13 protein-coding genes are annotated in these 13,678 nt (G+C 64.3%); 1 reads left to right on the top strand and 12 read right to left on the bottom strand.

Annotation, left to right across the window (positions count from 1 at the left end; all coding sequences use genetic code 11):
* From astA to HWY05_RS07720, 10 genes are all read right to left on the bottom strand, one after another.
* A complete protein-coding gene (gene astA / locus HWY05_RS07765; RefSeq protein WP_176057966.1) occupies positions 1-1,038 on the bottom strand; it encodes an arginine N-succinyltransferase in 1,038 nt (345 codons plus the stop codon).
* On the bottom strand, positions 1,035-2,117 hold the full coding sequence (gene aruF, locus HWY05_RS07760) for an arginine/ornithine succinyltransferase subunit alpha (protein ID WP_176058428.1): 1,083 nt from the start codon (positions 2,115-2,117) through the stop codon (positions 1,035-1,037). Before aruF ends, astA begins: the two co-directional genes overlap by 4 nt.
* Positions 2,118-2,184: 67 nt before the next feature.
* The gene (locus tag HWY05_RS07755) at positions 2,185-3,420 is read right to left on the bottom strand and encodes an aspartate aminotransferase family protein (protein ID WP_176057965.1); all 1,236 of its coding nucleotides are present in this window, start codon (positions 3,418-3,420) and stop codon (positions 2,185-2,187) included.
* 113 nt (positions 3,421-3,533) lie between these two features.
* Positions 3,534-4,583 (bottom strand): GlxA family transcriptional regulator, encoded by a 1,050-nt coding sequence (locus HWY05_RS07750; protein WP_035551096.1) that lies wholly within the window; start codon positions 4,581-4,583, stop codon positions 3,534-3,536.
* Between the two features lie 25 nt (positions 4,584-4,608).
* Positions 4,609-5,400, bottom strand: a complete 792-nt coding sequence (locus HWY05_RS07745; RefSeq protein ID WP_035551098.1) for an ATP-binding cassette domain-containing protein — start codon at positions 5,398-5,400, stop codon at positions 4,609-4,611.
* A gap of 109 nt (positions 5,401-5,509) precedes the next feature.
* Positions 5,510-6,223 carry an ABC transporter permease gene (locus tag HWY05_RS07740; RefSeq protein WP_035551101.1) on the bottom strand — a complete coding sequence of 238 codons (714 nt, stop codon included), beginning with the start codon at positions 6,221-6,223 and terminating at the stop codon, positions 5,510-5,512.
* A gap of 4 nt (positions 6,224-6,227) precedes the next feature.
* The gene (gene hisQ, locus HWY05_RS07735) at positions 6,228-6,917 is read right to left on the bottom strand and encodes a histidine ABC transporter permease HisQ (RefSeq protein WP_176057964.1); all 690 of its coding nucleotides are present in this window, start codon (positions 6,915-6,917) and stop codon (positions 6,228-6,230) included.
* 388 nt (positions 6,918-7,305) lie between these two features.
* The gene (locus HWY05_RS07730; protein ID WP_035551107.1) at positions 7,306-8,259 is read right to left on the bottom strand and encodes a patatin-like phospholipase family protein; all 954 of its coding nucleotides are present in this window, start codon (positions 8,257-8,259) and stop codon (positions 7,306-7,308) included.
* A gap of 22 nt (positions 8,260-8,281) precedes the next feature.
* Complete coding sequence (locus HWY05_RS07725) at positions 8,282-8,833, bottom strand: lipoprotein (protein WP_035551110.1); 552 nt, start codon at positions 8,831-8,833, stop codon at positions 8,282-8,284.
* Positions 8,834-9,342: 509 nt separating this feature from the next.
* Positions 9,343-10,236 (bottom strand): ABC transporter substrate-binding protein, encoded by an 894-nt coding sequence (locus tag HWY05_RS07720; protein WP_244146585.1) that lies wholly within the window; start codon positions 10,234-10,236, stop codon positions 9,343-9,345.
* A gap of 277 nt (positions 10,237-10,513) precedes the next feature.
* Between HWY05_RS07720 and HWY05_RS07715 the strand changes: the two genes are divergently transcribed.
* Positions 10,514-11,425, top strand: coding sequence for a LysR family transcriptional regulator (locus HWY05_RS07715; protein WP_176057962.1), 912 nt, complete (start codon positions 10,514-10,516; stop codon positions 11,423-11,425).
* A gap of 27 nt (positions 11,426-11,452) precedes the next feature.
* Here the strand turns inward: HWY05_RS07715 and HWY05_RS07710 are convergent, their stop codons facing one another.
* Positions 11,453-13,054 carry a rhodanese-related sulfurtransferase gene (locus tag HWY05_RS07710; protein WP_176057961.1) on the bottom strand — a complete coding sequence of 534 codons (1,602 nt, stop codon included), beginning with the start codon at positions 13,052-13,054 and terminating at the stop codon, positions 11,453-11,455.
* The gene (locus HWY05_RS07705) at positions 13,051-13,659 is read right to left on the bottom strand and encodes a cysteine dioxygenase (protein WP_176057960.1); all 609 of its coding nucleotides are present in this window, start codon (positions 13,657-13,659) and stop codon (positions 13,051-13,053) included. Before HWY05_RS07705 ends, HWY05_RS07710 begins: the two co-directional genes overlap by 4 nt.
* Positions 13,660-13,678 lie beyond the last annotated feature (19 nt).

Below are 13,678 nucleotides of genomic sequence, written 5' to 3'. Positions count from 1 at the left end.
TCATCCTTGTTTGTGTTTCTGCGGCAGCACGCGCACGAGGTCGCCTGCCTTGACGTCGAGCGCGGCGGCTTCGGCGGCGCTCAGGCGGAACACGCCGTCCTGCGGCACGCCCGCCACCACGCCGACGCGAAAATCGCCGAGCGACGTGTTCGATACCATCGACTTCGGCCCATCCTTCAACGCTTCCGAAGTCGCGGCGGCGATCTCAACCGGCACCAGCACGCTCTCGCGCACCGTGCGCAAGTCGGCGATATGGCATTCGAGCACCGGACCGGCGTCGAAAATATCGACGTGATTCTCGTAACGTAGCCCTTCCGTTTCGAGCATGCGGCGCGCCGGAATCGTGTCGTTGTGCGTGAGACCGACGCAGTCCTGCGCCTCCTGCGGCAACAACTCGACATACACCGGATAGCGCGGCATCAGCTCGGCGAGGAACGCCTTGCGGCCGTGCGAACTCAGATAGTCCGCCGCGTTGAAATCGATCTGATAGAAATGCGAGCCGACCGCGCGCCAGAACGGCGACGTGCCTTCGGCATCGAAATGACCGCGCAATTCCGCGCACAGACGCTGCGGAAACCGCTCGCGGAACTGCGCGAGAAACATGAAGCGCGAGCGCGACAGCAAACCGCCCACCCCGCTCGTGCGATAACGCGGGCTCAGGAACAGCGAGCAGACTTCGGCGTAACCCGTCAGGTCGTGCGAGATGTTCAGCGCGCGCATCCGCGTCCAGATGCCGAGGTCCTGGCTCGCGTGCACCACCGTGCTCACGCGATAGTTGTAGAACGGCTGTTGCAGACCGACCGCCGTTTCGATACCGCACACGCCGGCTACGTCGCCGGTGTCGGTGTCTTCCATCACGAAGAAGTAGCCGGCTTCATGCGGCTCGGCCTTGTCTTCCATCGTGCGGCGCGCGCGTTCCACCCGCGCCGCCAGCGCGTCGCGATCCGGCTTGAAGGTGGTGAGACCCGGGCCGGTTTCCTGCGCGAGCCGCATCAGCGCGTCCACATCGCCTCGTTGCACAACGCGAACGACGATCATTGTGCGTCTCCCCTATGTTCATCCTGATGCGGCGCGTGCAGCGGCACACAGCGCACCGCGTCGCCCTCGGTCACGCCGAGCGCGACGCGCGACGCGTGCGGCAGTGCCGCGCCGCGGGTCTTGTCCGCTGCGTTGTTCGCTGCGTTGCCCGCCGCCAGCTCGCCGAGCACGCAACGGAATTCGCCGTCGGCGCCGTTATGGGCGATCAGATACGTCGACCCGCTCGCCGCGGCGGCCGCGTCGTGCACCACGCGCGTTTCGTTGCGCGTGACGCAGGCGCTGCGATCCACCTGCGCGGTCAGCACCGGGCCCGCGTCGAAAATATCGATGTAGCGGTCGGTCTCGAAGCCCTCTTCCTGGTGAATCTCATACGCGAGCAAGGCCTTCGAATCCGGCTCGCCGAGCACGCGCTGCGCCGCTTCCGGCAGCAACGGCACATACACAGGGTACGTGGGCATCACTTCGGCGATAAACGTGCGGCTGCGGCCGCCCGATTCGATTTCGATGTCGGCGAAATCGCGGCCGAAGAACTTGCGCCCCACCGCTTCCCAGAACGGCGACACGCCGTGCTCGTCGGTGACGCCAAGCAGCAGCGAAAACACCTCGGACGTGAAGCGCTTGCGATTCGCCGCGATGTACATCATTCGCGCGCGCGACATCAGATGCGCGGCGGCGTCGCCCCGCAGCGACGGATCGATGTAGTACCCCGCGAGCCGGCTCTTGCCGGTCAGTTCATGCGACATGGTGAGCGCATGAATCTTCCGATTCACGTGCAGTTCACGCGACGCATGAATCAGCGCGTCGTTGCGAAACGCGTAGAACGGGTCCGAATAACCGGCTGCGGCGACGATGCTCGCCGTGCCCATCAGCTTGCCGGTTTGCCCGTCTTCGAGCACGAACAGATAGAACTCCTCGCCCGGAAAATCGACGTCCGCGCGAAACGAGTCTTCCGACAACGCGATGCGCGCTTCGAGCGCGCCCCGGTCGTGCGGGAGCGAATGCAGCACCGGTTGCGCGGTGCGCGCCATCTGTTCGAGCGCGTCGAGATCGGCGAGGCGGCTGGGGCGTACGAAGAGCATCATCGTTCCTGTTGAATGTGACGCATGATTCCGTGCTTGTGGCTCGTCATCGGTCTTGCGCAAAAAATCACTTCGACGTTGCCTCGGCCTTGGCGCCGGCGATCTCTTCGATCGCCTTCGCCAGACGCGCGAAGCCTTCGTTCATATCGTCGAGCGGCATGACCAGCGACGGCACGAAACGCAGCACGTCCGGACCCGCCATCAGCATGATCACGCCATGCTGACCCGCAGCGGTGACGAAATCTTTCGCGCGGCCCTTGAAGGCGTCGGTCAGTTCGGCGCCGATCAGCAGGCCTTTACCGCGCACTTCCTTGAACAGACCAAAACGCTCGTTGAGCTTCGCGAGGTGGCCCTTCAGCGCATCGCTGCGCGTACGCACGCCTTCCAGCAGATTCGGGTCGCTGATCAACTCGACGACCTTCTCCGCGATGGCCGCGCCCAGCGGATTGCCGCCGTACGTCGTGCCATGTACGCCGACCTTGAAATGCGCGGCCAGTTCGTTCGTGGTCAGCATCGCGCCGATCGGGAAACCGTTGCCGAGCGCCTTCGCGGTGGTCAGGATATCCGGCGTCACGCCGGTTTCCTCGTACGCGTAAAAGTAGCCGCTGCGGCCCACCCCCGTTTGTACCTCGTCAAAAATCAGCAGGGCGCCGTGCGCGTCGCACGCTTCGCGCAGCGCTTTCAGGAACGCGGGATCCGCCGGGATCACGCCGCCTTCGCCCTGAATCGGCTCGACGATCACCGCGCAGGTTTTCGCGCCGATCGCCTGCTTCGCCGCTTCGATATCGTTGTACGGCAAATGGACGATGCCCTGCGGCACCGGGCCGAAGCCTTCCGAATACTTCGGCTGACCGCCCACACTCACGGTGAAGAACGTGCGGCCATGGAACGACTGCGTGAACGAGATGATCTCGACCTTGTCGGCGCCATGACGCTCGAACGCGACGCGGCGCGCCAGCTTCAGCGCGGCTTCGTTCGCTTCGGCGCCCGAGTTGGCGAAGAAAGCGCGGTCGGCGAAAGTCAGGTCTTCGAGACGTTTGGCGAGACGCAGCACCGGTTCGTTGGTATAGCCGTTGCCGATGTGCCACAGCTTGCCGCCCTGCTCGTGCAGCACTTTCAGCAGTTCGGGATGGGCATGACCGAGCGCGGTGACGGCAATGCCGCCGGCGAAGTCGATATAGTCGCGGCCTTGCGTATCCCAGACGCGTGAGCCGAGACCGCGATCCGGCACGAAGGCAGCGGGCGAAAACACCGGCACCATCACTTCGTCAAAGGTCTGGCGGGTCACTGTCAGGTCGTTCATGGCAAATCCTCGTTACGGGTGAGAGGTAGTACAGGTAGTGTAGGAAATCGTAAGCGAACCGTCTTGCGCATACGCGACGCTTTCTATGAGCTTCGGTGCGCAGCCGCTGGCTTTCAATCCGCCTGATCCGGCCGTTCGATCAGCGCGCCCGGCCGCGGTTCGCTGGCCGCCGCGCCGCTCGCGCCGGTCTGCTTGTCGATCCAGTTACGACGATCCTCGCGCGGTGTGACATCAAAGCGTTCGCGGTACGCATTCGAAAAATGCGCCGCGGACGAAAACCCGCAAGCAAGGCTGATCTGCACCACCGATTTACTGGTGCGCTGCAACTGCGTGCGCGCTTTGGACAAGCGCAAGCCCAGATAGTATTTGGACGGCATCGAGCCGAGATACTGGCGAAACAGCCGCTCCAACTGTCGCCGCGACACGCCCACCAGATTCGCGATGTCGTCGGTCGTCAGCGGGTCTTCGATATTCGCTTCCATCAGCATCAGCGCGTCGTTCAAACGCGGATGCCGTTCGCCCGGCGCGGTCACGAACGGAATGCGCTGCCGCTCTTCGCCCGCGCGCAACACGCCGACGCCGAGCGTATCGGCAATCCGCTCGGCCAGTTCGGGACCGTGCTCGCGGCCGATCATCGCCAGCATGAAGTCGACGGTCGCCTGGCCGCCCGCGCAAGTCGCGCGATCGCGGTCGATTTCAAAGATCTGCTGGGTGACGATGGAGCGCTCGAACTGCTCGGAGAACTGCTGGTAGGTTTCCCAGTTGACGCTCACGCGATAGCCGGACAACTGCCCCGCCATCGCGAGCCACCACACGCCGTGATGAATGCCGGTGACGAGCGGCGTGCGCTGTCCGACGCGCGACAGACTGGCGAGAAACAGACGGTAGTCGGCGAACTGCTGGAACCGTTCGCTGACGATAATCAGCCAGTCGCACGACACCGCGTCGCCGAACGCGGCGTCGGCGGGCCACTGCGCGCCGCCCGCCAGCGGCACCGCGCGGCCGTCCCACGAACAGACCTGCACGCGGTACAGCGCGCGGCCGTCGATCTCGTTGGCGAGATTGAGCGCGTCGACGATCGGCCCGACGCCCGACATCGACACGGGCGGCAAGGCGACGATAGCGACCTGAGTGGTGCGGGCCGGGCTGGACGTGCGAGCCATCAAGTGAAGCGGCGCGAGCCGCGCGTTACTTCAGACTGCCGGACAGGAACTGCTTGAGCCGTTCGCTGCGCGGCGTGGTCAGCACGTCGGCGGGCAAGCCTTCTTCTTCGGTGCGGCCCTGATGCAGGAACATCACATGGTTCGACACGTTGCGCGCGAAACCCATTTCGTGCGTGACGACGATCATCGTGCGGCCTTCTTCGGCGAGCTTCTGCATGACCTTCAGCACTTCGCCGACCAGTTCGGGATCGAGCGCCGAGGTGGGCTCGTCGAACAGCATCACGTCCGGATTCATGGCGAGCGCCCGGGCAATCGCCACGCGCTGCTGCTGACCGCCCGACAGATGCGACGGATACTGCTTTTCCAGACGCGGCGCGAGACCGACCTTTTCGAGGTACTCTCGCGCGCGCTCTTCGGCTTCGCGACGCGACATGCCGAGCACGTGAATCGGCGCTTCGACGATGTTCTCGATCACGTTCATGTGCGCCCACAAGTTGAAGTGCTGGAACACCATCGCGAGTTTCGTGCGGATGCGTTGCAGCTGCTTGTGATCGGCAACTTCCAGATTGCCGGCGCGGTCGGCTTTGGTCTTGACCGCTTCGCCGTCCACAACGATCTGGCCGGCGTTCGGCCGTTCGAGAAAGTTGATGCAGCGCAGGAAGGTACTCTTGCCCGACCCGCTCGCGCCGATGATGCTGATCACGTCGCCCTTGTTCGCGTTCAACGAGACGCCCTTGAGCACTTCGTTATCGCCGTAGCGCTTGTGGATGTCCTGTACGGCGAGCTTGCAAGCTTCGGTTTGAGTCGTGTGGAGCAAGATGCTCTCCCTTTGAAAATACGGATCAGTCTTCGACGGCGCTCAACTACTGCGATGCACTGAGCGCCCGATGCCAATGTTGCACGATCGATTCAGGTCACGCCGCAGGTCAGTGCGTGCGCACCGCCAGGTAACCCAGCCAGTGACGCTCGGCGCGGCGGAAAATTGCCACCAGCGCGAACGACACCACCAGGTAAATCAGCGCCGCGAGGCCGAACGAGTCGAACGAGCGATACGTGGCCGAATTCGCGTCGCGCGCCACCTTCAGAATGTCCGGCACCGTGGCCGTGAAGGCGACCGTGGTGGCGTGCAGCATCAGGATCACTTCGTTACTGTACAACGGCAGTGCCCGGCGCAGCGCGGACGGTATCACAATGCGCCGGTACATCGTGAACCAGCTCATGCCGTAGGCACGGGCCGCTTCCACTTCGCCGTGCGAGGTCGAACGGATCGCGCCGGCGAAAATCTCGGTGGTGTACGCGCAGGTGTTCAACGCGAAGGCCAGAATCGCGCAGTGAAAACCGCTGCGGAAAAACGCGTCCAGCAACGCATGCGAGCGCACGAATTCGAGGCTGTACATGCCGGTATAAATCAACAACAGTTGCACGTACAACGGCGTGCCGCGAAACACGTAGGTGTAGAGACGCACCGGCGTCGAGAGCCAGCGTTTCTTCGACACGCGCGCCACCGCCAGCGGAATCGCCCCGAAAAAGCCGATCCCGACCGACGCCACCAGCAGCCACAAGGTCACTGCGAGACCGGACAGACGCTGGCCGTCCCAGTACAGAAACGCGCGCCAGAATTGATTGAGAATGTCGATCATGGTCTTAGAGCTCCGCGTGGCGCACGCCGGTCGAATAGCGCTTTTCCAGCCAGATCAGCACGAGGTTCGACACAGTGGTGATCGCCAGATAGATGGCCGCGGCGATCAGGATGAAGAAGAACATGTTGAAGGTGCTTTTGCCGGCGTCCTGCGCGGCTTTCACCACGTCGGCGAGACCGATGATCGACACCAGCGCCGTGGCCTTGACCAGCACCTGCCAGTTATTGCCGATGCCCGGCAGCGCGAAACGCATCATCTGCGGAAACAGGATGCGGGTGAATACGCGCGCGCCGCTCATGCCGTAGGCACTGCCCGCTTCGAGCTGGCCGCGCGGCACCGCGAGAAACGCGCCGCGAAAGGTCTCGGTGAAATACGCGCCGTAGATGAAGCCGAGCGTCAGCACGCCGGCCACGAACGGATCGATGTCGAACTGCGGCAGATTCAACGCGTCGGTGAAGTTGTTGACCGCGATCTGGATGCTGTAGAACAGCAGCAGCATCAGCACGAGGTCGGGCACCGAGCGGATCAGCGTCGTATAGCCGGTCGCGACGGCCCGCAGCGGGCGATTGAAGGAGAGTTTCGCCGCCGCACCCGCGAGGCCGAGCAGCACGGCGGCCACCAGCGACAGGACGGACAGCTCGATCGTCTGGATCGTGCCGGCCAGCAACACCGGACCAAAGCCGTATAGGAACACGCGTGTCTCCATCCAGGTTGATTGAGGATGTGCTTGCAACGCGCCGACGGGTATCAATCCGCTTGCCCGACGCATTCAGCATGGCGCGGAGTCTCCCAAGCGAAAATTAATTGCTCAAATGGTGCGGGGGTGGTGTGTTGCGACGCAACATTGCGCCGTTTACCGGACGGGAGCGCTGGCAGCGCTTGGTTTTGCAGGGGATATGTTGTTGTAAGGCGTGGCGCGGGTAATAGATGCCGCCGCGATTTAGCAAGTTTCGGGTCGCTTTTTCGATAGACGCGACGCGGCCGGTGCGGGCGGAATTGGCGGTCCGGTGCGGCTGAACATGCCGGAACGCACCTGAGCGCGCCCGAGCGTAGCCGGACGCACCCGCAGCCACCTAAGCCCTTCAATCCATCCCCAACCGCGACCGGATTGCCGGCAGCATGTGCTCAACTGCCGCCCGCCCTTCTTCTATCGCCGGCCCCGCGCGATGAAAATCGAAAATCCCCATGCCGCCCAGCCGTGGCTGGATCAGGATATCCGCCGGCTCGCCGGCCAGCCGGCTGCGCGTAATACGCACCTGCATGATGTCGATGCTCTGCGCGATCGAACTCAGCATCGACGGTACGCGCGCGCTCGGTGCGGGCGGCACGCGCACGTCGCGGGTGACGGGCGTGTCGGCCGGGGCCAGCCAGCGCGGCCACGGCTTGCCGTTACGACGCAGCGAGACCGGCAGTGGCGCGTCCGGATCGATGGCGGGCGTGTCGACCACCGCGCCGCCGAAGTCGCGGCCATTCAGAATGTCGTTGTTCAGATCCACCGCGATCACACAGTCCGCGCGCATGCCACGCGCGACCGACACCGGCACCGGATTGCTCAACCCGCCGTCCACGAGCCACACGCCGTTGTGCCAGACCGGCGTGAAAATGCCCGGAATCGCGATCGATGCGCGCACCGCGTCGGACACGCTGCCGTCCTGCAACCAGGTCTCGCGGCCGCTGTCGAGTTCGGTCGCGACCGCCGCGAACGGCATGTTCAGTTGCGCGATCGAGCAGCCGTTGAATTTGTCCGCGAACAGCTTGATCACTTTGCGTCCGCCGAGCAGGCCGCCCGAGAAACGCAGATCGAGCAGGCGCACCACCGTCTGCCAGGTGAGCCGCGAGACCCATTCCTCCAGCCAGTCGAGGTCGCCGTTCGCGTAGACCGCGCCGACCAGCGCGCCGATCGACGTGCCGCACACCACGTCCGGCTTGATGCCCGCGTCGTGCAGCGCGCGAATCGCACCGATATGCGCCCAGCCGCGCGCGGCGCCGCCCCCCAACACCAGCCCGATACGGCTGTATCGACGTCGACGTATCATTTTTTTCCCCGTCTGTTGTCGTCTAGCGCCCGCGGATCACGTCCGAGCGCGATGTCGTATAAACCTTGTGAAACTCGTCGAAGTGCACGTTGAAAATACCCTCTTCGGTCACGCCGCGCTCGCGCCACTTCCAGCTCCACACCGTCTCCGGCTTGAGCGGAAAGACCGCGACCTGGCCCGGCTTGCCGAGCAGGCGGCGCACTTCGTCCTCGCTCATGCCGGTGTGAATCTTCGCGAAGTTGGCCGCGGTCAGCACCTGCGTGATGGCCTGCAATTTACCGTCACGGTCGATATCGACCATATACGTATTCAAGCCTTCCGGCCCGCGTGGATACTCGAAGCGCTTCGAACCGTCGGTGAAGGTGCGCTCGGTTTCCGGCTTGCCCATCTGATCGCGGATTTGCGCTTCGGTCGTGACGCCCGGCGTCATGTCCTTCAGCAGCAGCGCGTCCGGTTTGACGGCGTTGAAGAATGCCTTGAGTTTTTGCACGGCCTGGTCGCTCTGTTGTTGGTCGCAGCCGGTCAGCGCGACGCACGCGGCCAGCATGACGGCAATTAGCGGTTTGAGACTCACAGCGGATTTCCTGTACCGATGCGGCGGCGTAACGGTCCGCATCGCGGTGGGTGTTGTGTAGGGTGTACTACAGGATAACCGTGTGCGGAGAAAACCGCGAGCGAGGTGGGTGTGGGGTGTTTGCGCGCGACGCGACGCGGCACGCAAAAAAGGCGACGCTGTGCAAAGCGTCGCCGACGGTCGATACGGTCAACCGGGAAAATCAATGCGGACGATGCAGCGACCGCCAGGTCACCGGCATCGAAGCGCCGCCGTCGCGGCACGACGAACGGCGCGCCAGGGACGACACGCAGCGGTCCGCTCCGAACCTGACGGCGAGCGACCTTAGCCTCTCGCCTTGCGCCAGCGCCGGTGTGACGGACCGCTGCTTGTATGGCCGCCCTGGTCCCTCGATAAGCCTTCCAAGTGCACTTAATCTAAATGGATTGGCGGGTTTAGACGAGAGCGCGTTTACACCGAATTGGCAGAGGATTCGCAAGCGGCGCGCGGCACGAGCCAGCGCCCCAACCTCAAGGCAAAGGAAAACTGCGATCGAAACTCGCGCGCACATCGAGATGCGCGCGGATCACGTTGGCGGCTTCGTAGGTATCGGCGGTGCGTTGCTGTGCGGCGACGACGCTGTCGTCGATCGCGACGGGATGCACCTGGCCGCGTTGATAAACGGTTTTCAGCACATCGGTCGGCAAGCCGGTGACGCGCGATTGCATCGCCGCGACTTCGTCGGGATGCGAGAGCGCCCAGCGCTGACCGATCGCCACGCGACGCAGAAAGTCCGCGAGTTGCGCGCGCTTGTCGGCGATCGCGCGTTCCGTCGCGACCTGATAGCTGAGTCCTTCGGACAGTCCCACGCCGTTCGCGATCAGGCGGTCGTGATCGCGCGCTTCGGCGAGCGCGGTGTACGGATCCCACACCGACCAGGCATCGACGCTGCCGGACGCGAGCGCCGCTTTCGCATCGGCGGGCGCGAGGAAAACGAAGTTGACATCGCCGGGCGCAATGCCCGCTTTCTTCAACGCAGCCAGCGCGAGATAGTGGCCGATCGAGCCGCGCGTCGTCGCAATCCGCTTGCCCTTCAAACTCGCCGTATCGTGCAACGGCGAATGCTCGCTCACCACGATCGCCAGATCCTGCGGATTCGAACGGGTCGCCGCCACGGCCCGCACGCGCGCGCCCGCTGCGAGCGCGAACACCAGCGGCGCGTCACCGAGACCGCCGACGTCGACGGCGCCCGCATTCAACGCTTCACCGAGCGGTTGCGCCGCCGGAAAGTTGAACCATTCGATTTTGTACGGCAGGTCTTTCAACTGGCCGGACGCTTCGAGAATGCCGCGCGTTTGCAAGGCCTGATCGCCAACTTTGAGCACGGGCAGATCGGCCGCGTACGAAGGCAGCGTGCACAGCATGGCCGACAGCGCGAGCACGGCGCGACCAAGCGGCCTGGACACGACGAGGGGAGCGAGAAAAAAACGGAGAGTCGTCATGGAGGCGTTTTGCGTCGAGGTTTTAAGCGCTATGGCCGTTGACGATAAGGCCCCTCTCCGTATAAGACAAACGCATTATTCTGCTAAGCAAATATGCAAATTTTCTTCGGCACAGGAGCGTGGATGCGAGACGCCGCGGGTATCATCGACGCCACCGATCACGCGCGTTTCACGCGCCATCACCCTCGCTCAACTCATCATGAAGATCGACGAAATCGACGCCTATGTCACCGTGATTCGCTGTCAGTCGCTGCAACAGGCGGCGCTCGCGCTCGGCCTCACGCAACCGGCCATTACGCGCCGTCTGCAGAATTTCGAAGAGGCACTCGGCGTCGAACTGCTCGACCGCAACACGCGGCCCTTGAAAGCGACCGCCGCGGGCCGGGTGGTCTACGAACAATGCCGCGTGATCCAGCGCGAACTCGACGTGCTGCGCGAGATCGTCGCCAGCGACACGCCGCCGGTCGGCACGCTGCGGTTAGGCGTCGCGCAGACCATCGCGGATATCGCGCTCAGCGAAGCGATGCGCGGTGTGAAAGCGGCCTACCCCGAGTTGCAGCCGCGCGCGTCGACCGGCTGGGGCACCCAGTTGCTGCAACGGCTGGAACAAGGCGAACTCGACGCCGCCGCGATCCTGTTGCCGGCCAACAAGACCTTCAACGACACCCTCACGGCGCGCTCGCTCGGCCGCATCAAACTCGCGGCGGTCGCGCAAAAAGGCCTGCTGAAAAAGCGCGCGCATACGCTGGCGGAATGCCAGTCGATTGGCTGGGTGTTGAATCCGGACGGCTGCGGTTTCCGCGACGGCCTGCAACGCGCGCTGACGGGTTTGGGGCTGGCGTTGAAGCTGAATCTGGAAACGCTCGGCACCGAGTTGCAGTTGCAACTGGTCGCGGATGGCAATGGACTCGGTCTTGTTCCGTTGCCGCTACTTCAGGCCAGTGCTTACGCCGATAAGCTCGATGTCGTATCGATCAGCGACTTCAAGCCGCTGATCGATATCTGGCTCGTGCATCCGCGCGTGCTCGGCAAATTGCAGCAACCGGTGGAGCGCTTCGGCGCGGCGATTGAACGGCAGTTCAAGGAGAATCGAGGGCAACGCGCGGCCTGAGCGCCCCGACCAGGAGCGCCCTACTACTCAAATCACCCGGAACCCATGCGTCCCATCGCGCCCAAGCTGCGCGACGAGACCGTACTCCCACTCCAGATACGCATTCATCGCTTCCCGCGCGTTGTCGGTGCCTTCATACGGACGCCGGTAACGATCGATACGCGGCGACGCGAGCCGCGCCTCCCCGCTTTCCAGCGGCAAGCCCGCTTCGATCCACGCCGCCGTCCCGCCGCTCAGCACCTGCACCGGTTTGCCCGTCAACGACGCCAGCTCAGGCGCGGCAAAACGCGCAAGCGCACTGCTGCCGCACGTCACCACATATCGCTGAGCGGCCGGCAACTTGTGCAACGCGTCGGCGAGTTGCGAGCGGATCACGAACCACGCGCCCGGGATATGTCGCTTCACATAATTCGCGCTGGTCGTGAAATCCAGCACGACCGTGCCCGGCGTTTGCAGCAGCGTGACCAGGCCAGCCGGCGTGATTTCATCGGCAGCCGGCGGTGCCGGCGCATCGCGTGCCGCCGGTGCCGCGCCTTTCTCGCCGAGGTCCGCAGCCGTCAGGCCGTCCACCACGTACACCTCGACGTTCATCTGCGCGAGCCAGGACGCCGTCATATTGGCGCGCACGCCGTCGTTGTCCGCGAGAATCACGCGCGCGCCGCGCACCGGCGCGAACATGTCGGTTTCCTGCACCAGTTGCCCGCCTGGCGCACTACGAAAACCGGGCACGTGGCCCGCTTCGTATTCTTCCGGCGTGCGGACGTCGAAGCGATACACGGTACGCACCGCTTCACCGGCCCAGCGCCGCGCTTCGTCGCGCGACGTGCGGCCCACTTTCGCGCGATCCGCGACCGTGCGCGCGGCATCGGCGGCGGCCAGACGCAGCTTGTCGTCGGCGATCGGTTCGAAACGGCGCGCGCTGCCATGCGCCAGCGCTTGCCCTGCGAGCGTCCAGCCGATCGTGCCGTTGCGCAGCGCCGCGACCGGATTCGGCACGCCCGCGTTGATCAGCGACTGCGCGCCGATAATGCTGCGCGTGCGCCCCGCGCAATTGACGATGATCCGCGTCGCCGGGTCCGGCGCGAGCTGGCGCGCGCGCAGCACGAGTTCCGCGCCCGGCACGCTGATGCTGCCGGGAATGTTCATGGTCTGATATTCGTCGAAGCGGCGCGCGTCGAGCACCACCACGTCGGTTTCGTGATCGAGCAGCGCCTGCACCTGCGGCGCGGCCAGCGATGGCGTATGCCGCTCGCTCTCCACCAGTTCGCCGAACGCCTTGCTCGGCGCGTTGACGTCCTGGAACAGTTCGCCGCCGGCTGCGTGCCAGCCTTGCAGGCCGCCTTCGAGCAACGCGACGTCGGTATAGCCCAACTCGCTCAAACGCAGCGCGGCGCGTTCGGCGAGTCCTTCACCCGAATCGAACACGACGATCGGCACTGCGCGACGCAGCAAGCGGACCGGCGCATCGAGTTCGAGCCGCGACAGCGGCAAATTAGCGGCAAACAGCGGATGACTGCGGGCGTGCGGATCTTCCTCGCGCACGTCGACGAGCGCGATTTCCTCGCGATCGAGCAGTGTGCGGCGCACGTCGTCGAATGATCGGGTACGAAAGTTTGTAACGACACTCATGAGATCGAAGACTCCTTCGAGACATTCCAGATATTCGGTAACACGTCGTTCGAGTAGCCGGAGATAAACGCTTTGCGGCCGCCGCCGGCCGGATAAACCGAACGGCTCACCGCGCCGATATTTGCACCGTACACGTGAATGCTGATCGACGTACGGTCACCAAAAGCATTGCTCACGCGATGAATGTCGCCGATACCCGGCGAGACCGCATCCACGTCCCCGCGATCGAGGCGTTGGGCCGCGCCCTGCTCCTGCAGCGCGCCATCCGGCGTGATGCGATAAGCCTGTGCAATTTCCGCGCCACGCAGCACGCCGATCAGCCCCCACACGGTGTGATCGTGGACCGGCGTCGCCTGCCCCGGCCCCCACACAAAACTGACGATTGAAAAGCATTGCCGCGAGTCCGCGTGCAACAGGAATTGCTGATATCGCTCGGAATCGGGCTGCGCGAAGGCATCGGGCAGCCAGTCGTCGTGGGCGATCAGTTCGCGCAATGCGGCGGCGCCGGCGTCGAGCAGGTGCGCTTCGGGCGCCGCTGCGTCGACCAGCGACTCGATCCGGCCGACGAACGCGCGCAGGCGGTCCGGCCTCAGGGCTTGGGTCATCGAATGATCGGAGGATAGG

It is taken from the genome of Paraburkholderia sp. BCC1876, assembly GCF_902833695.1.
GTDB lineage: Bacteria > Pseudomonadota > Gammaproteobacteria > Burkholderiales > Burkholderiaceae > Paraburkholderia.
This window is presented reverse-complemented; position numbering and strand designations above follow the sequence as displayed.